At 36.4% G+C, this 19676-nt stretch carries 29 protein-coding genes; 25 read left to right on the forward strand and 4 right to left on the reverse strand.

The genetic code is table 11. From position 1 onward, the window contains the following. Positions 1-31: 31 nt before the first annotated feature. The 6 genes from hisC (at position 32) to E7276_RS06105 (ending at position 4781) form a co-directional block, all read left to right on the forward strand. Positions 32-1084: a histidinol-phosphate transaminase gene (hisC, locus tag E7276_RS06080; RefSeq protein ID WP_294215017.1), complete on the forward strand. Its 1053-nt coding sequence runs from the start codon at positions 32-34 to the stop codon at positions 1082-1084. After that, positions 1085-1576 (forward strand): COG2426 family protein, encoded by a 492-nt coding sequence (locus tag E7276_RS06085; RefSeq protein WP_294215020.1) that lies wholly within the window; start codon positions 1085-1087, stop codon positions 1574-1576. 1 nt (position 1577) lies between these two features. Further along, positions 1578-1757, forward strand: a complete 180-nt coding sequence (locus tag E7276_RS06090) for a hypothetical protein (RefSeq protein ID WP_294215022.1) — start codon at positions 1578-1580, stop codon at positions 1755-1757. Next, positions 1742-1936 (forward strand): DUF6472 family protein, encoded by a 195-nt coding sequence (locus tag E7276_RS06095; protein ID WP_294215025.1) that lies wholly within the window; start codon positions 1742-1744, stop codon positions 1934-1936. The genes E7276_RS06090 and E7276_RS06095 overlap by 16 nt, the downstream gene beginning before the upstream one ends. An 87-nt stretch (positions 1937-2023) precedes the next feature. Next, complete coding sequence (locus E7276_RS06100; RefSeq protein ID WP_294215027.1) at positions 2024-3670, forward strand: GH25 family lysozyme; 1647 nt, start codon at positions 2024-2026, stop codon at positions 3668-3670. A gap of 181 nt (positions 3671-3851) precedes the next feature. Beyond that, a complete protein-coding gene (locus E7276_RS06105) occupies positions 3852-4781 on the forward strand; it encodes a hypothetical protein (RefSeq protein ID WP_294215029.1) in 930 nt (309 codons plus the stop codon). 40 nt (positions 4782-4821) lie between these two features. Here E7276_RS06105 and E7276_RS06110 read toward each other — a convergent pair whose 3' ends face one another. Together E7276_RS06110 and pyrB are read right to left on the reverse strand one after the other, a co-directional pair. Next, positions 4822-5259: an aspartate carbamoyltransferase regulatory subunit gene (locus E7276_RS06110; RefSeq protein ID WP_294215030.1), complete on the reverse strand. Its 438-nt coding sequence runs from the start codon at positions 5257-5259 to the stop codon at positions 4822-4824. A gap of 12 nt (positions 5260-5271) precedes the next feature. Beyond that, on the reverse strand, positions 5272-6186 hold the full coding sequence (gene pyrB / locus E7276_RS06115; RefSeq protein WP_294215033.1) for an aspartate carbamoyltransferase: 915 nt from the start codon (positions 6184-6186) through the stop codon (positions 5272-5274). Between the two features lie 97 nt (positions 6187-6283). Here pyrB and priA point away from each other — a divergent pair, with 97 nt between their 5' ends. Then, entirely contained in the window at positions 6284-8515 is a 2232-nt protein-coding gene (gene priA / locus E7276_RS06120; protein ID WP_294215035.1) for a replication restart helicase PriA, read from the forward strand. Positions 8516-8528: 13 nt separating this feature from the next. Beyond that, on the forward strand, positions 8529-9023 hold the full coding sequence (gene def / locus E7276_RS06125) for a peptide deformylase (RefSeq protein WP_294215038.1): 495 nt from the start codon (positions 8529-8531) through the stop codon (positions 9021-9023). 35 nt (positions 9024-9058) lie between these two features. Here def and E7276_RS06130 read toward each other — a convergent pair whose 3' ends face one another. Further along, complete coding sequence (locus E7276_RS06130; protein WP_294215040.1) at positions 9059-9607, reverse strand: hypothetical protein; 549 nt, start codon at positions 9605-9607, stop codon at positions 9059-9061. A gap of 197 nt (positions 9608-9804) precedes the next feature. Between E7276_RS06130 and E7276_RS06135 the strand changes: the two genes are divergently transcribed. After that, positions 9805-10317 carry a nitroreductase family protein gene (locus tag E7276_RS06135; RefSeq protein ID WP_294215042.1) on the forward strand — a complete coding sequence of 171 codons (513 nt, stop codon included), beginning with the start codon at positions 9805-9807 and terminating at the stop codon, positions 10315-10317. A 66-nt stretch (positions 10318-10383) separates the two neighbouring features. Here the strand turns inward: E7276_RS06135 and E7276_RS06140 are convergent, their stop codons facing one another. Further along, entirely contained in the window at positions 10384-10698 is a 315-nt protein-coding gene (locus tag E7276_RS06140) for a helix-turn-helix transcriptional regulator (RefSeq protein ID WP_294215045.1), read from the reverse strand. A 123-nt stretch (positions 10699-10821) separates the two neighbouring features. Here E7276_RS06140 and E7276_RS06145 point away from each other — a divergent pair, with 123 nt between their 5' ends. The 16 genes from E7276_RS06145 (at position 10822) to E7276_RS06220 (ending at position 19500) form a co-directional block, all read left to right on the forward strand. Then, positions 10822-11544 (forward strand): hypothetical protein, encoded by a 723-nt coding sequence (locus E7276_RS06145; RefSeq protein WP_294215048.1) that lies wholly within the window; start codon positions 10822-10824, stop codon positions 11542-11544. A gap of 1 nt (position 11545) precedes the next feature. Further along, a complete protein-coding gene (locus E7276_RS06150) occupies positions 11546-11737 on the forward strand; it encodes a DUF7695 domain-containing protein (RefSeq protein WP_294215050.1) in 192 nt (63 codons plus the stop codon). A gap of 345 nt (positions 11738-12082) precedes the next feature. Further along, on the forward strand, positions 12083-12295 hold the full coding sequence (locus E7276_RS06155) for a hypothetical protein (RefSeq protein WP_294215053.1): 213 nt from the start codon (positions 12083-12085) through the stop codon (positions 12293-12295). A 70-nt stretch (positions 12296-12365) separates the two neighbouring features. Further along, positions 12366-12788 carry a hypothetical protein gene (locus E7276_RS06160; protein WP_294215056.1) on the forward strand — a complete coding sequence of 141 codons (423 nt, stop codon included), beginning with the start codon at positions 12366-12368 and terminating at the stop codon, positions 12786-12788. A 29-nt stretch (positions 12789-12817) separates the two neighbouring features. Continuing rightward, positions 12818-13468 (forward strand): CatA-like O-acetyltransferase, family 3, encoded by a 651-nt coding sequence (locus E7276_RS06165; RefSeq protein ID WP_028247323.1) that lies wholly within the window; start codon positions 12818-12820, stop codon positions 13466-13468. Between the two features lie 78 nt (positions 13469-13546). Beyond that, positions 13547-13771, forward strand: coding sequence for a hypothetical protein (locus E7276_RS06170; RefSeq protein ID WP_294215063.1), 225 nt, complete (start codon positions 13547-13549; stop codon positions 13769-13771). A gap of 10 nt (positions 13772-13781) precedes the next feature. Then, positions 13782-13991, forward strand: coding sequence for a GNAT family N-acetyltransferase (locus tag E7276_RS06175; RefSeq protein WP_294215065.1), 210 nt, complete (start codon positions 13782-13784; stop codon positions 13989-13991). A 34-nt stretch (positions 13992-14025) separates the two neighbouring features. Beyond that, positions 14026-14391: an ACT domain-containing protein gene (locus E7276_RS06180; protein ID WP_294215067.1), complete on the forward strand. Its 366-nt coding sequence runs from the start codon at positions 14026-14028 to the stop codon at positions 14389-14391. A gap of 25 nt (positions 14392-14416) precedes the next feature. Then, positions 14417-14806 carry a DUF3795 domain-containing protein gene (locus E7276_RS06185; RefSeq protein WP_294215070.1) on the forward strand — a complete coding sequence of 130 codons (390 nt, stop codon included), beginning with the start codon at positions 14417-14419 and terminating at the stop codon, positions 14804-14806. A 12-nt stretch (positions 14807-14818) separates the two neighbouring features. Then, positions 14819-14992, forward strand: coding sequence for a chorismate--pyruvate lyase (locus E7276_RS06190; RefSeq protein WP_294215071.1), 174 nt, complete (start codon positions 14819-14821; stop codon positions 14990-14992). A gap of 67 nt (positions 14993-15059) precedes the next feature. Further along, the gene (locus E7276_RS06195) at positions 15060-15449 is read left to right on the forward strand and encodes a hypothetical protein (RefSeq protein ID WP_022759733.1); all 390 of its coding nucleotides are present in this window, start codon (positions 15060-15062) and stop codon (positions 15447-15449) included. Between the two features lie 56 nt (positions 15450-15505). Beyond that, positions 15506-16252, forward strand: coding sequence for a TraX family protein (locus E7276_RS06200; protein ID WP_004604716.1), 747 nt, complete (start codon positions 15506-15508; stop codon positions 16250-16252). Between the two features lie 187 nt (positions 16253-16439). Continuing rightward, entirely contained in the window at positions 16440-17825 is a 1386-nt protein-coding gene (locus E7276_RS06205; RefSeq protein ID WP_294215090.1) for an ATP-binding protein, read from the forward strand. Between the two features lie 310 nt (positions 17826-18135). After that, a complete protein-coding gene (locus E7276_RS06210) occupies positions 18136-18732 on the forward strand; it encodes a helix-turn-helix domain-containing protein (protein WP_294215092.1) in 597 nt (198 codons plus the stop codon). 38 nt (positions 18733-18770) lie between these two features. Continuing rightward, positions 18771-18971 (forward strand): hypothetical protein, encoded by a 201-nt coding sequence (locus E7276_RS06215; RefSeq protein WP_294215095.1) that lies wholly within the window; start codon positions 18771-18773, stop codon positions 18969-18971. A gap of 199 nt (positions 18972-19170) precedes the next feature. After that, a complete protein-coding gene (locus E7276_RS06220) occupies positions 19171-19500 on the forward strand; it encodes a hypothetical protein (RefSeq protein WP_294215098.1) in 330 nt (109 codons plus the stop codon). Positions 19501-19676 lie beyond the last annotated feature (176 nt).

Here is a 19676-nt window from a genome sequence, read left to right on the forward strand (position 1 = left end):
AAACAACTAGCTTTTTTCATGAGGGATAATAATGACAAATTGGAAGGACAATGTTCGAAGAGTAGTACCTTATACACCTGGAGAGCAGCCAAAAGCTAAAGTTATTAAGCTTAACACCAATGAAAATCCATACCCACCAAGTCCTTTGGTGGGTAAAGCTATTTCAAGTGTTAATTTGGATGCACTCAGAAAATATCCAGACCCTGCTTGTGATGTGTTGATATCAGCCATTGCAAATTATCATGGTGTGGATAAAGAAAGAGTATTTGTTGGAGTCGGTTCAGATGATGTGTTGGCAATGAGCTTTCTCACATTTTTTAATTCCGACAGACCTGTATTTTTCCCAGATATCACATATTCTTTTTATGATGTGTGGGCAGAATTATTCAGGATTCTATTTGAACAGAAGCCTCTAGATTCTGATTTCAAAATTGATGCTTCAGACTACGAAAAGCAATGTGGCGGAATTGTTATTCCAAATCCAAACGCGCCAACAGGTGTTGCAGAACCTGTAGAGTTCTTTGAGAAGCTTGTGGCATCTCACCCTGAGTGTGTCGTGATTATTGATGAGGCTTATGTGGATTTTGGTAGTGAGAGCTGCGTAGGTCTTACTGAGAAGTATGACAATGTGTTGGTTGTCCGCACCTTCTCTAAATCTAGAGCCATGGCTGGAAACCGTATTGGTTATGCAATTGGCTCACCTGAGTTGATAAAGTATTTATCAGACTGCAAATTCTCATTCAACTCATATACTATGGATACTATCACTCTTGCAGCAGGAGTTGCATCAATAGAGGATGATGAGTATTTCAGAGCTAGAGTAGAGGATGTTATTTCTACTAGAGAATGGACAAAGCTTGAACTAAAGAAACTTGGATTTACTTTCCCAGATTCAAAAAGCAATTTCATTTTTGCAAAGCATGCTACTGCTGATGCAGTTAATATATTTGAAGAGCTTAAAAAGCGAGGCATTTATGTGCGCCACTTCAAAAAGCCTGAGAGAATAGCAAATTATTTGCGTATTTCCATTGGCACAAAAGAAGAGATGGAGACATTCATCCAAGTATTAAAGGAGATTTTATAAATGAATAGTTATTTCTATGTGTTTTTGATTTCAATGGTACCCCTTATAGAATTAAGAGGCGCCATTCCGGTAGCTTATGTGGTCAAGGCTGCTAATCCAGATTTCAATTTGTTGACAGCCTACATTTTGATTGCAATTGGCAATATGCTTCCAGTACCTATCATTTATTTCTTTGCTCGCAAGGTTTTGATTTGGGGCAAGGACAAGCCGGTTATTGGTGGTTTCTTCACTTTCTGCCTCGAGAAGGGTGAAAAGGGAGGACAGAAGCTCAAGGAAAAGGCAGGTCGCGGTTTATTCGTTGCATTAATGCTTTTTGTAGGAATTCCACTTCCTGGAACTGGAGCTTGGACTGGTACTCTAGCAGCATCAATTCTTGATATGGATTTTAAGTCATCAATTCTTGCAGTTATTTGCGGTGTTGCACTTGCTGGATGTATCATTGGCGTTCTTTGTTCACTTGGTTTAGGTGCATATATAGGAGTAACAGCTTAAAATGGATACTGTTAATATGCTAATTAATGTTGCAGCAATTGTATCTGGATTGTTTATATATATTTTCATTTGTAAGACCAGATGGGGTAAGGAACATGAACAGATTCAATATGCAATAATGCTTATGGCTATATTGTTTGCAGTTTTAGTTGGAGGATTAATCAGATGGCTTCTAAAGTAAAAGGGCAGACAGCATGTGAGTACTGTAACAACTTCGTATGGGACGAGGAAGATGAGCAGTATTATTGCGAAATGGATATGGATGAGGATGATTATGTGCGACTTGTCACAGGTCATTACAGCGAGTGTCCATACTTTGTGAACGGTGACGAGTACAAGGTTGTACGTCATCAGATGTAGAAACAAAATAAAAATGTGGTTTTCCTTAACTACATTTTAACCTATACTATATATAGAAAGAAAAGTTAAATCTTAGGAGGTTTTGTCGTGGGAAAATTAAAGACAAGCATTTTCAAAAGACTTACCGCATTTGCAATAGCGGTGGTTATGACATTCTCAGTGTCATTAACAGCAAATGCAGCAGGTAGTCAAGGTATCGATGTATCTAAATGGCAGGGATCAATCAATTGGGCTGCTGTTGCTGCATCAGGCGTTTCATACGCATTCATTAAGGTTGGTAGTACAAATAGTGGTATTGATCCATATTTTGCTGCTAATGTTCAGGGAGCTCAGGCTGCTGGTATTCGTACAGGTGTATATATTTACTCATATGCTACTTCAGTAGAGCAGGCTGCTGCTGAGGCTGAGTTAGTCCTTCAGTGGATTGAGCCATACAATATTAATTTCCCAATTGCTTTTGATATTGAGGATAGTGTTCAGAAGGGATTAGATGCTAACACATGTACAGCAATGGCTAATACATTCTGCAGCATTATTTCTCAGGCAGGTTACACACCAATCCTTTACACATACGCAAACTTCTATAAATCACACTTCACATCAGCATTTGCTTATGATAAGTGGATTGCTCAGTACTCAGATCATAACGATATTGCAGGTTGGGCAATTTGGCAGTACTCTTCAAGCGGAGCTGTAGCAGGTGTTAATGGAAGAGTAGATATGAACGTTGCTGCAAAGGATTATACAGCATTCATTCCACAGGCAGGTCTTCTTGATTTAGGCGCAGGCAACGTATTCTTCTTTAATAACTATCGTAGACAGTTTGGTTGGGTTGATATAGCAGGTGTTAAATACCATACAGACCCAGCTACAGGTATTGTTACTCAGGGATGGTTTGCTGATGAGACTGGTACATATTACTTCACACCAGGCGCAGCAAATGCCGTTACTGGACTTAACGCAATCGAGGATGGAGTTTACTACTTCAACGAGGCAGCACAGTTACAGACTGGTTGGTTAGAGCTTGATGGATTTACATTCTTATTTAACCCAGCTGAGAATGGTAAGCTTTACACAGGCTGGTGGACAGATCCAGCAGTTGGAACTCGTTACTTAGATACAACAGATGGACATATGCTTACAGGTCTTAGCGTTATCGGACAGGATATGTACTTCTTTAATGAGCAGGGTTATCTCCAGACAGGATGGGTTGATGTTGACGGTGTTACATACTTATTCAATCCAAACGATGGTGGAAAGCTTTACAAGGGCTGGTGGACAGATCCTACTGGAACATACTACTTAGATGCAGCTGATGCTCACAGAACAACAGGTCTTGCTGCAATAGATGGTTCAGTATATTACTTCAACGAGCTCGGTCAGATGCAGGTAGGTGTTGTTAATGTAAATGGTGCAACATATTACTTCGGAGCAGATGGCAAGATGCAGACAGGAATGCAGACAATTGGAGACGGAGTATACTACTTCGGAGCTGATGGTGTAATGGCAACAGGTCTTATCCAGGCAACTGATGGTGTTTACTATGCAGGCACTGACGGTAAGTTAGTTGCTGGTCAGGCTGTAAAGATTGGCGCAGGTAACTTCCTCTTTGGTTTAGATGGAAAGCTTGTTGTTAACCAGGTAGTTCAGGTTGGAGATACAATTTACCAGACAGATGAGACTGGTATGGTTGTAGCAACAGCCCCAGCTCCAGCAGCTGCAACAGCACAGTAAATTTAAATTAACTATTTAACATCTAGTACTTGAAAAGGTACTAGATGTTTTTTTATTTAATAGTTTTTTCTCTGGAAAGTATTATTTTAAAATTATTTTAAAGTATTAATATAATACCTATTGACAAGTAAATAAATAACTATTATTATAATGTCAGATTTTAGAGGAAAGGGTTAATGTTATGAATAAATCAACTAAAGTTATCTTTGAAGAAGTTTCTGATGCAACAGGATTGATTATTGACGAAAGGACAGAAACTTTAATTGGTGTAGTAAATAATTATCATCTTACTATTGGATTGAAAAATAATGTGTATGTCCTATATGTTTCAGCAAGACAGAATGGAATCCTTCCTCCAAAGGATTTCCTTAAATATATTAAGAAAAATGTAGAGGGCATTAGAGCTGCAGGTATCCAGGGCAACAATATAATGTTCAATATTTGCGGAGCAACAAAGAATAAAATTATTTCAAATTTGATTAATGCAACTCGAGGAGTCACAGAATGTCTTAGAGTAAATGGATATTATGATGTATGTGAGTGCTGCGGTCAGCCTACGAGTAAAATTGGAATATACAATATCAGTGGTGGAGTTAGCTTCCTTTGCGATGATTGTTATACCAGAATTAATAGGACTCTTCAGCAGGCTGAGATTAGTGATTCAAATACCCAAGAGAATGTTATTGCAGGTGTATTTGGTGCGTTTATAGGTTCATTACTTGGCGTACTTGCGCTGATTATCATTGGCCAGCTAGGGTATGTGGCTGCAGTGTCAGGTGTGATTATGGGATTCTGTACTATCAAAGGATATGAGCAATTAGGAAAGAAGATTTCCACCAAAGGTATTTTCGTCAGCTGCATTTTTATGATAGTTATGACTTATCTAGGAGTAAAAATAGATTGGTGTATTTCAATTGCAGATCAAATACACAGAGATGTTTATGATGTGTTTGTATATTTTTGGAATTTAGTAGATATGGCTGATGCTTATGACAGTATAATTATTGGACTTTTACAAGCATATGCATTCTCAGCGCTAGGTGCTGTTCCAACAGTTCTTAGTTGCATCAATAAACGTAAGCAGACTTTCGTTACATATCAAATGCAATAAAATAATAGGCTCAGTATTGTGATAATACTGAGCCTGTTTTTTACTTGCTTCCTGTATATTTCTCTTCGCAATATTTGCATCTGTAAACTTCGTTTTCGGCATCTGTGAGAATGAAAATCTGGTCTAATTCCTGCTCAACAGTGCTAATGCAACGAGGATTCTTACAAGAAATGACATTCTTTATTTCTTTTGGGAGAGACAGTTGTCTTTTTTCTACTATTACATCATCTTTGATAATATTGCATGTGATATTGTGATCAATGAATCCAAGAATATCTAAATCAACGCTCTCAATAGGGCATTCGATTTTGATAATATCCTTGCGGCCCATTTTGTTAGACTTGGCATTCATAATCATAGCAATTGTACAATCACAGCCTAGATTTGCTAAATGTAAGTCATTGTATATTGTCATAGACTCACCAGCTTTTATGTGGTCAAGAACGAATCCCTGATGAATTCCACTTATATTTAACATATATAGCCTCCTTTAAACTAAATCTAATAAGGTTAAAATCAGAGCCATACGAATGTAAACTCCGTTTTTTGCCTGTTCAAAATATCTGGCACGTGGATCATCGTCTACATCAACAGAGATTTCATTAACTCGTGGTAATGGATGTAGTACCATCATGTCCTGTTTTGCTAATCTCATTTTGTCAGGAGTAAGGATGAAGAAATCCTTTAATCGGATATAATCCTCCTCGTTGAAGAAACGTTCTCTTTGAACACGTGTCATGTAGAGAATATCAAGCTCTGACATTACATCATCAAGAGAATCAACTTCTTTATACTCAAATCCGTTTTTGTCCAATACATCTTCGCGAATATATTCAGGTACTCTTAATTCCTCAGGTGAAATAAGTACGAATTTAATACCAGGATAACGTACTAATGCATTGATAAGAGAGTGTACAGTACGACCAAATTTTAAATCACCGCAAAGTCCAATAGTAAGGTCTTTGATTTCACCACGTAAACTACGAATGGTAAATAAATCAGTGAGTGTTTGAGTTGGATGTTGGTGACCACCATCACCTGCATTAATAACGGGAATAAGAGATCGCTGAGAAGCGACTAATGGAGCGCCTTCTTTAGGATGACGCATAGCGCAAATATCTGCGTAAGAAGAAATAACACGAATAGTATCGGAAACACTTTCGCCTTTGGCTGCTGAAGAAGAATCAGCTGATGAGAAACCAAGGACTGAACCGCCAAGATTAAGCATGGCAGCCTCAAAAGATAATCTTGTACGAGTACTAGGCTCGTAAAAACATGTTGCAAGCTTTTTGCCGTGGCACTTTTCTGAATAGGAATCCGGATGATTCTTAATATCAGTGGCTAGGTCCATAAGCTGCTCTAGTTCTTCTCTGGAGAAATCCAGAGGACTCATTAGATGACGCATTGGTTATCCTCCCATATTTATATGTCTTAATTACATAATTCGTTTAATTATATCACACTCGTTTCAAAATGATATAGTTTATGCTAAAATATTTTTCATGAAATACGCAGATATCATTATTGATATATCTCACGAGAGATTAGATAAAACATTTGAATATATAGTACCAACTGAGCTGGAAAATCAGATTTATGAGGGTGTTCAGGTTGTTATTCCATTTGGACAGGGCAATCGTGCTATCACAGGATATGTGGTAGGCCTTCATGACAAGCCTGAGTTTGATGTCACCAAGCTGAAGCCTATTGCGCGAGTCGTCAAAGACAGTATCGCCATAGAGTCTCAGCTTATTTCTTTGGCTGCATTTTTAAAACGTAATTACGGTTCTACAATGAATCAAGCACTTAAAACTGTAATTCCAATCAAGCGTAAAGAAAATGAGAAAATTAAAAAGGAAATCAGCTTAAATGTATCTTTAGAGCAGGCTAAAATCGAACTGACAGAACTTCTTACAAAAAAGAATCATGCTGTTGGTAAAGAACGACTTCTTCGTCAGCTTCTTGAGGTTGATGTATTAGACTGGGAATTAGCCACTAAAAAGCTACAGGTTCCCTCTGCAAATATTAGAGATTTGGAGAAAAAGGGGATTATTCACATCGAGTCTGTGCGTACCTTTAGAAATCCACATTTACAAGAGGATTCTAATAAAAAACACATCACATTAAATGATGAGCAGGAAGCCGCAGCTGAGACCATTAAAGCTAACATTGATATGGGGCGCCGGAAGACGTATTTGATTCATGGCGTTACTGGTTCTGGTAAAACTGAGGTTTACATGGACGTAATGGAGCATGTGATTTCAATGGGACAGCAGGTTATTGTTCTTATTCCAGAAATCGCTCTTACATACCAGACGGTTATGAGATTTTATACTCGCTTTGGAGACAAGGTCAGTATTTTGAATAGTCGTATGTCTCCTGGAGAAAGATTTGATCAATTCGAGAGAGCAAAGTCGGGAGAGATTAGTATAATGGTAGGACCACGTTCAGCCCTTTTCACACCATTTTCAAATCTTGGACTTATTATTATCGATGAAGAGCATGAGCCGTCATACAAGTCAGAGGTTATTCCGAGATATCACGCCAGAGAAACTGCAGTGTATAGAGCAAAACTAGCTAATGCTTCTGTAATTCTTGGTTCAGCCACACCTAGTCTTGAGGCATATAGCAGAGCCAGGTCCGGTGAATATCAGCTTATTACCCTTCACAATAGAGCAATGGGTCAGGATATGGCCAGTTGTGAAATTGTAGATCTTAGAGCAGAACTGAAATCTGGAAATCGTTCCATGATAAGCAGACGCTTGAGAGAGCTGATGGCTGATAGACTTGCTAAAAAGCAGCAGATTATGTTGTTTTTAAATAGGCGAGGTTTAATGGGATTTGTTTCCTGCAGAGAATGTGGCCACGTATTGAAATGTCCACATTGCGATGTTTCTTTACATCTCCATAGAGATGGAACTATGAAGTGCCATTATTGTGGTTTTACAACTAGGGCTACAAAGATTTGCCCAAGCTGTGGTAGCAAATACATTGGCTCATTTAAGGCTGGTACCCAGCGCCTAGAGGAAATCGTTAAGGAAATGTTTCCGCAGGCTAGAGTTCTTAGAATGGATGCTGATACCACATCAGGTAAAAATGGTCATGAAGAGATTCTTTCAGCATTTGCAGCCCATGAGGCGGATGTGCTTATAGGTACTCAGATGATAGTAAAGGGGCATGACTTCGCAAATGTTACTTTGGTAGGAATTATCGCTGCAGATATTTCTTTAAACGAATCTGATTACCATAGTGGAGAAAGAACCTTCCAACTTTTGACCCAGGCAGTTGGTAGAGCTGGTAGAGGAAGTGAACCTGGAATTGCTGTTATCCAGACATATCAGCCGGATAATTATGCTGTTGTAAGTGCAGCGGCTCAGGATTATGATTCTTTCTACAGTCAGGAATTTGGATTTAGAAATCTACTTTCATATCCACCATGCTCCCACATCCTTGGTATCCAGGTCAGCTGTGAAAAGCAGCAGGATGCTGTGGCTCAGGCAGATTTATTGGCAAAACTTATCAAGAATGTTGAGCCAGAAATTGTTATAATGGGACCAGAGGATGCTTACTATGGCAAACTAAAGGACGTTTATCGAAGAGTTATCTATATTAAGGATGACGATTATGATAAACTAGTAAGGGTTAAAGACGAAATAGATAAGTTTTTATTGGAGCAGAAACAGTATCGAAATACCAGTACATGGTTCGATTTTGATCCGATAAACACATTATAGAAAGAGGTTAGAAATGGCATTATTAGAAATTAGAGAATGGGGCAAGGATGACGTACTTCTTAAAGTATGCAAGCCAGTAAAGCTTTTAACACCAAGATTAAAGACTCTTATTGAGGATATGTATGACACAATGTATGATGCAGACGGCGTAGGTCTTGCTGCTCCTCAGGTTGGAGTACTTAGACGTATTTGCGTTATTGACGTTGGAGAGGGCCCAGTAACTCTCATTAATCCAGAGGTATTAGAGACTTCTGGAGAGCAGACAGGAAATGAGGGATGTCTTTCAGTTCCTGGAAAAACAGGCTTAGTTACTAGACCTAATTACGCAAAGGTTAAGGCTCTTGATGAAAATATGAACGAAATCATCGTAGAGGGTGAAGGGCTTATGGCGAGAGCTCTTTTACATGAGATTGATCATCTTGATGGACATATCTACACAGAGAAGGTTGAAGGTCAGCTTTATGACGTGGAGGACCTTGTAGAAGAAATTGACGACGAAGAGGAATAAATAGATATTATGTGAGGCTCAGGATATTCTCCTGACTACTGAGCGTGATACAAAGGGATGATTCCTTTATGTGTATTTGGCTTTACCATGTCGTAGTAGTAAATACCATACTGGTACATATTACGATTGGAGTAGTTGTATGCACGTAAAAAAGAACCGTTATTTATTTGCCCTTTATGGTCAGCATAGGATGTAACATAATAGGACAGCATATTAGCCTTCGTATTAGTGGTCATCTGTGTATTCAAAATTTGAACTTTTTGGATACACAGTTGACCATTTTTTACTCTATCGATAAATTTTTTCTCTTCGATTGGGTTTTTGAAGCCCAAAAAGTAAGATGCATAAGCGAAAAATAATCCAAACAGAAATAGCACTAGTGCTATAAATAAGTCTGTGGCTGATGCTTCGCCCTGGGCAACATTTATAAATTGCTCTATGGAAATCTTAAAAAGCATAATAGGAATTATGACAAGAAATCTGAATAGCCAACAAATTACTTTTCCAGTGTCTTCAACTGAAGACACAAAATGCTCAATGTATCGTCTCTCGTTACTATCCGTTATTTGATATAAATATTTCATTCTCCCTGTATCCTCCCTTGATTAGTTGTTTAAATTATAGCATTTATTAAATCGGAATAAAGCAGATTATTACTAGGAGAATAGGTATGCAAGATTTATAACTTCTTGAAAAAGGTATTAAAAATGATACAATTATATTGCGTAAAATGTATAACCAATGATACGTTAATTGTGTCAAGTTTTGAAGGAGGTAAGCAATGGAATTTAAAGAGGTGATCAAAAACAGATACTCATGCAAGAAGTATGATGGAAGAACAGTTGACAAGGCTGCTCTTGAGAATATTCTTGAGGCAGGAAGACTTGCTCCTACAGCAAAGAATCTTCAGGAACAACACATCTATGTAATCCAGTCAGAAGAGGCTCTTGCAAAGATTGACACTGTAACACCTTGCCGCTATGGTGCTAAGACAGTTATCGCTGTAGCTTTTGACAAGAATAATGTATTCACTTATCCAGGTGAGAAGAGAGATTCAGGTGTAGAGGATGCAACAATTGTTGCAACACACATGATTCTTGCAGCAGCTGATGAAGGCGTTGATAGTTGCTGGATTAATTACTTTGATCCTGACAAGCTTGCAGAGGCACTTGGGCTTCCAAAAAATGAGGAAGTACTCATGCTTATGGATTTAGGATATGCAGCAGAGGGAGCTGGACCATTAGAGAGCCACTCAAACAGAAAGCCAATCGCAGAGACAGTTACTTGTCTTTAATATTTTATACAGTTAATTGTAAAGCAGCTACTTTGTAATAAGAGGTAGCTGCTCTTTTTTGTTGTATTAAGCTTGCCATAGTTTAATAGTTTTTATAAGTTTTTCTTTTTGTTCATCATCTAGAGTCTGAATCACTGCCCACAGTGCGTTATCGGTTGATGTTTTTTTGTAGTCTGGCTCGATATTACCAACAAGTTCATCTAGAGTAATTCCCATAAGTTTTGAATAATAAATAAGAAGTCTAAGGGACATGGCAGTACGCCCGTTTTCAACATTACTGATATAGCCTGGTGTTACATCTAGTTCTTTTGCGACTTGATTTTGTGTCATTCCTAGATTTATGCGATAGTTTTTAATTTGTTCGCCGTAGTTTTCGTTCATGAAACCAACCTCGTTTATTAATAATATAGATAATTATACTATTAGTATTGACCGAACTGTAGTATTTGTTTAGTATAGAATATATCCTAAAAGTATATTAGACGATAAAGAGGAGGATGGTTGATGAGTGAAAAAACAATAAGGGAATATGTTGATGATTATATTAAATATTATCCAGAAAAATGGAGATGGTCATTAAAGAATTCTATTGAACAGAGTGAAAGATATATGGAGACTAGAGCAAGGAAAAGTAAAGATTTTTATGGTACAAATAATGATTTGTTACCTGATTTTTATTCAATAGAGAGGGATGCTGAACAATTTGAGTTAAGTTATGTAGAATGGACTGATTTCTTTGGACTTATATGGGAAGGAAAAAAAGGAATACATGCTATGGTAGGAGCTCCCAATTATGAAGGAAATCTTTACTACTATGGGGAAGAAAACGATTATAACGAAGCTGGGTATCGAGTATCATATGAATATGATGCATACAAAAATCAGCCTCCTGAAGAAGTATTTTCAAGGGTCAAATGGTGTGGAGTTAATCATTGGATTGATACGGTAAATGCAAAAGACATTGTATATAAATACGTCGTTGAAAATCATCTATTTAAGGACACTCACATAGAATTATTTTATGATGATGGTGAAATGATTCGAGTTTATGCAGATTATCAGCCGTTAGTTGATGGGTTATATCGACAGGGGCGTATGGATTTGCTTGAAAAAGTTTTTAAATCGATGAATGAACATTTTATTAAATTGCGAGATTCAGATCGTGAAGAGGAGCGAGAGTTTTACCCAGGTAAAACTGCAGAAGAGATGTTTTTGGGAGATAAGTAGGATGAAAATTGTTAAAAACTGTATAAAATGTCTTAAATGTGGAGATATTATAGAGTCAGTGTCTAGACATGATTTTAAATCATGTTCTTGTGGAGCAGTATGTGTTGATGGCGGTAAAGACTATCTGCGACGTTGTGGAAATCCAGAAGATTACGTGGATTTAAGTGTAGTGGAGAAAGACAATTCGAAGTAGAGTTGCTTGATGAGACTTCTGTCGGTTTTTCCGATAAAAGTTCCGGGGGTAGAAAACCGAAGATTTATAATTTGGACATGATACTATCTGTTGGATATAGAGTTAATTCAAAGAGACTGGTAGTCATACCTAGTTTTTTTTTACATAGGACAGTTATTTCGAAAGAGATAGCTGTCCTTTTTGTTATTGTTTTGAATTGTGCATTCCTTATTGGATGAGGATTCTGTATAATTGAAGACAGTGAAATTAACAAATCGAAATTTGTCGAGTTCTTTAACTTTTTATTTATAGTGTTACGGCATAATTGTGATATTGCTAATTAAAGTTATATATGGAGATAATAGGATGAAAAAGAAAGAACTATTAAAGATAGTAGGTTACGTTGTATTAATTTGTTTATCATTTTTTGTCGCTGCAAGGTATTATTTTGAAAATAATACAATCTGCACTATATGCTGGATTGTCATTGGTTCAAGAAATGTATTTGAGCTAGTCCGCCGAATCAAAAATTCAAAGAAAGAAGATTATGAAATAAATTCAAATAATCATGCAGATTAAATGATATGAATATACCTATATTTTTATATAAATGACAAAGATAACTTCGGATTTACAGAGGTGACTCATTTTGAAAAAAGGAATAAAGATTCTATATTATATGACAGTTTTAATAAGTGCTTTAGTAGGTGTGTGGCATTTCTTCGTCCCATGGATGTTTCAGTGGTATGACTATCTTCCAATGCAATATGAAAATCTTATAGTAGGGATTGATTATACAAACTATTGCTTTTCGTTGTTGCTGTTCGGTTTAAGCACGATGTTGATTGTGTTAGGAAAAAGAGCATTGGCAATAAATCGAGAAGTAATTTATTTTTATTTCTTTCTTACGGTGGTTTGGATGTTTAGGGCATGTCTTGCCAGTTTTATTGAACCATGGCCATTAAAGCCAATCCCAGCGGCTGCGATTGGGCAATTGATTGCTTCAGATATATTAGCTGTAATGATGATAATTGTTAGTGCGAGCTTTATTAAAGAACTTAGGAGAGAATAACAACTTCCAGTTTTGTAGGGGTAATAAAAATGAACTATAAGATAATTGATAAAGAAAAATACTATAGAAAAGGAGTGTTTCGTCACTTCTCGGAAGACTGTAAATGTTCGACTTCAATGACTGCAAGAATTGACGTTACGTATCTCGTTGAGTATTCCAAAAGAAATGGGACAAAGTTTTATATAAATTTCCTTTATATTCTATCAAAAGTTTTGAACTCACGTGAAGATTACAGAATGGGGTATCTTTGGCAGACAGATGAGCTGATTTGCTATGACGTAATAAATCCTACGCAGTATGTTTTTCATGAAGATACGGAAACCTGTACGCCGGTATATACAGAGTATTTTGAGGAATATAAAAAGTTTTACACTGGTGCTTTAAATGATGTTGAGGAAGCGAAGAAGACTCGTGAATATGGTTTAGACATGGCAAATCATCCAAACTGGTTTGATGCATCTTATATATCATGGCTTTCATATGACTCGCTTAATATTGAATTGCCTGATGGACATTTATTCTTTGCTCCTATTATCAATTGGGGGAAATACAGAGAGGAAAACGGTAGACTTGTTATGCCTGTAACTGTTCGACTTAATCACGCAATTGCAGATGGATATTTGGTTGCTAATGTATTTCGTCTTTTGGAGAAGGAAATCAATTCTTTTGTTGAGTCGTAATCGCACAAATTCAAATTTATAGAGCAAATTGAGTGGAAGTTATTATGTAGAAAAATAATTAGAAGGAGATAACAAGAATTGGGAACTTTTGAGGTAAAAGAATGTAATGATACTGAGGTGGCAAAAGCGTTATTCATTGAGTATTCTCAGATAAAAGGTGCCGAGGGATGCTTTGTTTCTTTTGATAAAGAATTGGCCGATTTAAATAATTTTTACAAGGGTGGAGCGATTCTTGTTGGTTATGAAAATGGTAAACCTGCAGGCTGTATAGCTATAAAAAAAAGTAGATGTTACAACCTGTGAAGGAAAACGATTGTTTATTAAACCTGAGTATCGTGGGAAAGGGTATGCAAGAGTTCTACTTAATTCCATGATAGAAAAGTCGCGAATGCTTGGGTATGACCAATTGACATTTACTACTAAACCTGAAGTAATGAAAACAGCTTATGAATTATATAAGCGTATGGATTTCGAGGAATTAGGCTGTGAAAACGGAACGGTATCTATGAGAATAGTATTATAGGGCTTAATATAATCCAAATGTAGAGGGTGTATAGATGGAATTGAAGAAAATAGATTGCAGATTAACAGTCTGTAAAGTGGCAGAGGTATCGAGTATCAATTTAGAGGCAGAGTTCTATTTTATTGGAAAGACAGATGAAGAGGTATCGTTAGTTTGCAAAACGGAAGATACGCCTATAAATACGATAGAACGTGAAGATGGGTGGAGAGGATTCCGCATTCAGGGAGTTCTTGATTTTTCATTAATAGGAATCTTGTCAAAACTATCTGGCATTCTTGCAGAGCACAAAATTGGAATCTTTGCAGTATCGACATATAACACAGATTATATTCTCGTAAAAGAAGAAAATTTTGAGCGTGCATTGAATGTATTGGCTGCTGAAGGATATACAGTGGTTTAAATTTGAGTTTGCAGGGGGATTTTAATTGGAGAAGATTTTAGCTGCTTGTGGAAATAATTGCGCAGCCTGCCCAAGGTACGTGGCGCATCCATACGAAAAGTCAGATGAAGAATTGCGTCATACGGCAGAGTTGTGGATGAAGATTGGGTATCGGGATTATCTTGTGACGAATGATGAAATTTCCTGTATGGGTTGTAAACCGGAAAACTGGTGTAGATATCATGTGGTAAATTGTTGCGAGGATAGAGGTATCAAAATATGTGCTGATTGTCAGGAATATCCATGCGATAACATGAAGGAATGTTTTCAAGTTACCAAATCGTTCGAGCCTAAGTGTAGAGAAGTCTGTACTGACGAGGAATATCTGCAGCTGAAGACGGCTTTTTTTGAGAAGGAAGATAATTTAAGAAAATAGGAGATAGATACTATGGATACTTGGTTTTACACAGTTGTAAATATAGATGGGGATTATGCAAATCTTAAGAGAACGGATATAGATTCAGATGAGCTTAAGCTAGTAGCAAGAGCATTGCTACCTGCTGATATTGAGGAAGGCACAAAGCTTAAGTATGAGTTGATGCAGTATTATATTGTTTTGTGATAAATCGATATTTGTAGGGCTCTTCTATAAGCGAAAGCTTGATAACTTCAAATTGCCAGAGGTCATGATGAGAAAGAAATTATTATTATTTATTATTTATGGTTTTATATTTATATCTTTTTTTTATGGATTTAATCTTCAGGAACCTTCACTTTCGGTAGATTTTGGCGATGGTACTATGTACGCAGTATGTTATACAGAAGCGGGAAGGTTAATAAATAATATAGTTAGCGCTATTTTTGCAATCATAATGATTATTCCGTTGATTATAGATTTGTTGAATAAAAAAATAAAATTAACGTATAAGATATGGCCTATATTGGTTAGTTATACCATTGCCTTGGGTATATGTTTTATTATGATTTTCCATTATAATCCTATAGCAGATTTATCACACAAGGCATTTATATTTTTTAATGAAAATGTCGTAAAGATGCAATATTTGGAAATCCTTTGAAACTATACTTCTTGAATGGTGCAAAAATAGTACCAACGAATTGGAAGGACTGAAAAATGGAGACTAAAAAAACGGGATTAAATTCTAATCAGATTAAGCTTATCGCTATTATCGCAATGACAATCGATCATTTGGTATGGACGATATTTCCAGGAACACAGCATATCTGGTATGTATATGCTCTTCATATCATTGGCAGGCTTACTGCTCCGATTATGTGGTTTTTTATTGCAGAGGGGTGTTATTACACGCATGACAGGAAGAAATATATTACGAGATTGTTTATACTCGCTGTTATATCGCATTTTGCATATGATTTTGCATTTGGGATACCGTTTGTTCCACTGTCAACAGGGGTGTTTAACCAGACAGGTGTAATATGGTCGCTTGCTTGGGCCGTTGTCATTGTTGCGATTCATGACAGTGGGAAGGTCTCAACGCCAGTGGAAATAATTCTTACTGTTATTATAAGTTTAATCGCTTTTCCATCAGATTGGTCAAGCATAGCTGCGATGTGTCCTTTTTATCTGTATCTTCATAGAGGAAACTTTAAGGCACAGGCACGAGATATTGTGTTATGGTCAGCAATCTATGCCTCGGTATATTTTCTGTTTTTGGATAAGCCTTATGGAATACTTCAGATGTTTACTTTCCTCACGATTCCGATTTTGGCAAAATATAACGGAAAGCGTGGTGAGTGGAAGGGCATGAAGTGGCTGTTTTATTTCTACTATCCGGTACACTTGTTTGTTATAGGAATTGTCCGGATTTTGTTGCATGGGAACATATCAACAATCTTTTAAATGCATTATCAACTTCAAATTTGTCGACCTAATTGAATAATGAACGTTACATAGAGCAGTTATCTCGAAAGAGGTAGCTGCTCTTTTGCTTGCTAGTTGGTGTATTTATGTATATAATTATTTTACCGAAGTTCATTTAGGCGAAGTGAACTTCGGTGAGATTGATTACGACTTATGGAGGTGCCATATGCAGGATATATTTAGAGGTAGAACAACAGAATTAAGAATTCTTGATAAGAAATTTAAACAAAGTGGTTTTGTAATGACTGTTCTGTATGGACGTCGTCGAATTGGTAAAACGAAACTTATTAATAAATTCATGCATGATCATGACTGCAAGAGCATATCTTTCACAGCAGTTGAACGAGGCGAGGCAGAACTATTATCTATGATGACGGAATCTGTTTTAAACGCCTTGTCACCGGAATTATTAGGAAATATTAGTTTTAATAGTTTTGAAAATTTATTTGATTATATAGGAAAACAGGCTGAAAAGGAAAGAATAGTTTTTTTTATAGATGAATATCCTTATCTTGCAAAACAGTGCCCTTATATTCAGTCTGTTCTTCAGAAGCAGATTGATACAAAGTGGAAAAAAGGTAATCTGTTCTTTATAATATGCGGCTCTTTGGTTAGTTTTATGAAGGATGAAGTATTGGCAGAAACAGCTCCTTTACATGGTCGAAGCAACCTAGAATTAAAGCTGCGTCCTTTTAATTATATTGAAACTGCAGAATTTCTGGATGGATATACTAACGAAGAAAAAGCTATTTGTTATGGACTTACAAATGGTGTTGCAAAGTATATCGAACAGTTTGATGTATCGGAATCTTTGGAAGAAAATATAATTGACCAGTTTTATTCTGTTGGTGGATACTTTTCAGAAGAGCAAATTAAAACGGTAGTCAGTAACGACAAAAAAAATCCAGCATTATACAATTCTATTATTTCTGCAGTAGCAACTGGGCATACAAAGAATAGTGAAATTGCATCGTATGTTGGGGTTGATGAAGTGACTTATCCATTAAAAGTACTTGTTAAGGCCGAATTGCTGGAAAGGCGAGTTACAAAGAAACCGTATTATATTCTTAATGATAGTATGCTTGAATTTTGGTTCAAATATGTAAATAGAGCAACCAGTCTTATAAATGCAGATAACGGTGAAGCCTATTTTTATTCTGCGGTAAAAGATCATTTACATGATTTTATGGGAAAAGTATTTGAAAAAATGGCAAAGGAATATCTTTTGTCACATGCAGGTGTAGATGATTTCCCTATTCTTACTGATATTACAGACTACCAGGATACAGTATTAGATGAAGAGAGAAAACAGAAGCAAATTGAAATTGATTTGCTGGGAAAGAATGGAAAACAAATTCTTTTAGTTGGGGAATGCAAATTTAAAAATTCTCAGTTTGACAAAACTGAATATGAAAAATTATTGGATAAAATAAAATATATTCCTACAACCAATCCAGTAGTATGCCTGTTTTCTCTTGGCGGTTTTTCAGAATATGTGAAAGAGAATGCAAGGGATTGTAAATTAATTACATTGGATGATATGTATAAATAAAACAGGTGGGGGAGATGTGAGACATTTTCAAAAGTAAAAAATAATTAAAGTTTTGAAAGTGAAATTGGTTGCAACGCTTAGCTTAGGTTTTTACATAGCAGTTATCTCAAATCGAGATAGCTGCTTTTTTGCACCTATACGTATCTTTTAGCATTAGTAATATGTTAAGATTATAAAAGTGTTTAGAAATGCCTATTTTACGGCATGTAAAAAGATTTTGACATGGACAAAAAGTGTAAATGTCAAAGCATTTTGATGGTAATGAAATCAATATCTCGATATTCTGAGGTGGAAAGAGAGACATACGACTATGGAACTTGGGAACAGAATTAAAGAATTAAGGAAAGCACAAAATATTAACCAGGATGAATTAGCTGAGAAACTTTTTGTTTCAAGACAGACAATTTCTAATTGGGAAAATGACAAAAGCTATCCAGACATTCAGAGCGTATTGCTTCTAAGTGAAACATTTGGTGTCTCCGTTGACCAACTATTAAAAGGAGATGTTGAAAAGATGGAAAGAATTATCACGGAACAGACGCAGACAGACATTAATAAGATGAATACCTATGCGATAGGAATGGTAATATCCATGATAGCCATTCTTATTACAACACCAGTACTGGCTTTTTTTACTGGATTTTGGTTTTTTATACCATTTGTAGTGCTGTTTGCCTGCACAATGTATTTTGCTACAAGAATCGAGAAGTACAAAAAGGAATATAATGTTCAGACTTATAAAGAGATTATAGCCTTTACAAAAGGAGAGACGCTTTCTAAAGAAGATCAGATAAGAGAAGAGGCGAAAAGACCTTATCAGAAAGTATTGTCGACTATTTTGTCAGGTGTTATAGCTGCTGTAGTATGTGGCGGCATAGCCGCAGTACTCATCATGCTATTCAAATAAACTTTAAACGAAAACAACCAACATAGGAGGATATAAAAATGAAATCATCAAACGAACAGCAGAAATTAGTTTCTTTATTTGTTCTAGGATTGCTATTATGTGGTACCGCTCATATTTTCCCAAGTGGACTAAATATCCTAGCAGCTATTGTAGGATTTCTTTTTATCGGCTACTTCTCAGTTAAAAGTTATGAACTCAAGAAAAAAGAAAAGAAAGAGAAAAAACAGGCTGAAGAATAACGTTGAAACATCTTAAATTAGAACCTTACATTGGACAGTTATCTCGGAAGAGGTAGCTGTTCTTTTTTATGATTTTTTGAATAGTGTATTCTCTGATAGATAGGGATTCGATATAATTGAAAGCAGTGAAATAAACAAATCGAGATTTTTAGAGGCAAATTATATTGACAGTATAAACGGTCAGCATGAATCGGATGCGATGCTGGATGCTTATCTGGATCCTGAAGGCTTTGCTCTTAAGAAGAAAAAATCATTTCATCCGCTTCGAAAAGGGATGCTGAAACTGATCATGATACCCAAGGATATGGAGGAGGAAGATCATCCGATATGGATGACCTTCCTGGATCCGGTGTTTAAGACGATGGATAAGATAAAGCCGGGGGGAAGAGTGATAATACCGCGGAACACATATGAGTATCTTTCGTATAAAAGAGAATGGCCTGAGCTTTTGATGCGTATAAAGCAACTAACGCTACAGGCGCCCCTGGTCGGGATTTATAACTATGTGATAGGTCTGAAAGAGGATTGATCAGATAGGTTAGCATACGTATTAAATATCATAAGCAATAGATCGCAAATAAGATAAATGAATATGCCCACGGAATTGCCACATAGTTGTTTGTATCGACTATGTGGCTTTTTTATATCATAAAATAGTTGACAAATACAACTAATGATTTTATCATTTAAATCCATAGGAGGACA

The sequence above is a fragment of the Pseudobutyrivibrio sp. genome, assembly GCF_015057185.1.
GTDB lineage: Bacteria > Bacillota > Clostridia > Lachnospirales > Lachnospiraceae > Pseudobutyrivibrio.

Bases quoted from the DNA above. Each gene is read 5' to 3' on its own strand.
- hisC (WP_294215017.1), top strand. From the start codon at position 32: ATGACAAATTGGAAGGACAATGTTCGAAGAGTAGTACCTTATACACCT.
- E7276_RS06085 (WP_294215020.1), top strand. From the start codon at position 1,085: ATGAATAGTTATTTCTATGTGTTTTTGATTTCAATGGTACCCCTTATA.
- E7276_RS06090 (WP_294215022.1), top strand. From the start codon at position 1,578: ATGGATACTGTTAATATGCTAATTAATGTTGCAGCAATTGTATCTGGA.
- E7276_RS06095 (WP_294215025.1), top strand. From the start codon at position 1,742: ATGGCTTCTAAAGTAAAAGGGCAGACAGCATGTGAGTACTGTAACAAC.
- E7276_RS06105 (WP_294215029.1), top strand. From the start codon at position 3,852: ATGAATAAATCAACTAAAGTTATCTTTGAAGAAGTTTCTGATGCAACA.
- E7276_RS06110 (WP_294215030.1), bottom strand. From the start codon at position 5,259: ATGTTAAATATAAGTGGAATTCATCAGGGATTCGTTCTTGACCACATA.
- pyrB (WP_294215033.1), bottom strand. From the start codon at position 6,186: ATGCGTCATCTAATGAGTCCTCTGGATTTCTCCAGAGAAGAACTAGAG.
- priA (WP_294215035.1), top strand. From the start codon at position 6,284: ATGAAATACGCAGATATCATTATTGATATATCTCACGAGAGATTAGAT.
- def (WP_294215038.1), top strand. From the start codon at position 8,529: ATGGCATTATTAGAAATTAGAGAATGGGGCAAGGATGACGTACTTCTT.
- E7276_RS06130 (WP_294215040.1), bottom strand. From the start codon at position 9,607: ATGAAATATTTATATCAAATAACGGATAGTAACGAGAGACGATACATT.
- E7276_RS06135 (WP_294215042.1), top strand. From the start codon at position 9,805: ATGGAATTTAAAGAGGTGATCAAAAACAGATACTCATGCAAGAAGTAT.
- E7276_RS06140 (WP_294215045.1), bottom strand. From the start codon at position 10,698: ATGAACGAAAACTACGGCGAACAAATTAAAAACTATCGCATAAATCTA.
- E7276_RS06145 (WP_294215048.1), top strand. From the start codon at position 10,822: ATGAGTGAAAAAACAATAAGGGAATATGTTGATGATTATATTAAATAT.
- E7276_RS06150 (WP_294215050.1), top strand. From the start codon at position 11,546: ATGAAAATTGTTAAAAACTGTATAAAATGTCTTAAATGTGGAGATATT.
- E7276_RS06155 (WP_294215053.1), top strand. From the start codon at position 12,083: ATGAAAAAGAAAGAACTATTAAAGATAGTAGGTTACGTTGTATTAATT.
- E7276_RS06165 (WP_028247323.1), top strand. From the start codon at position 12,818: ATGAACTATAAGATAATTGATAAAGAAAAATACTATAGAAAAGGAGTG.
- E7276_RS06180 (WP_294215067.1), top strand. From the start codon at position 14,026: ATGGAATTGAAGAAAATAGATTGCAGATTAACAGTCTGTAAAGTGGCA.
- E7276_RS06190 (WP_294215071.1), top strand. From the start codon at position 14,819: ATGGATACTTGGTTTTACACAGTTGTAAATATAGATGGGGATTATGCA.
- E7276_RS06195 (WP_022759733.1), top strand. From the start codon at position 15,060: ATGAGAAAGAAATTATTATTATTTATTATTTATGGTTTTATATTTATA.
- E7276_RS06200 (WP_004604716.1), top strand. From the start codon at position 15,506: ATGGAGACTAAAAAAACGGGATTAAATTCTAATCAGATTAAGCTTATC.
- E7276_RS06205 (WP_294215090.1), top strand. From the start codon at position 16,440: ATGCAGGATATATTTAGAGGTAGAACAACAGAATTAAGAATTCTTGAT.
- E7276_RS06210 (WP_294215092.1), top strand. From the start codon at position 18,136: ATGGAACTTGGGAACAGAATTAAAGAATTAAGGAAAGCACAAAATATT.
- E7276_RS06215 (WP_294215095.1), top strand. From the start codon at position 18,771: ATGAAATCATCAAACGAACAGCAGAAATTAGTTTCTTTATTTGTTCTA.
- E7276_RS06220 (WP_294215098.1), top strand. From the start codon at position 19,171: ATGCTGGATGCTTATCTGGATCCTGAAGGCTTTGCTCTTAAGAAGAAA.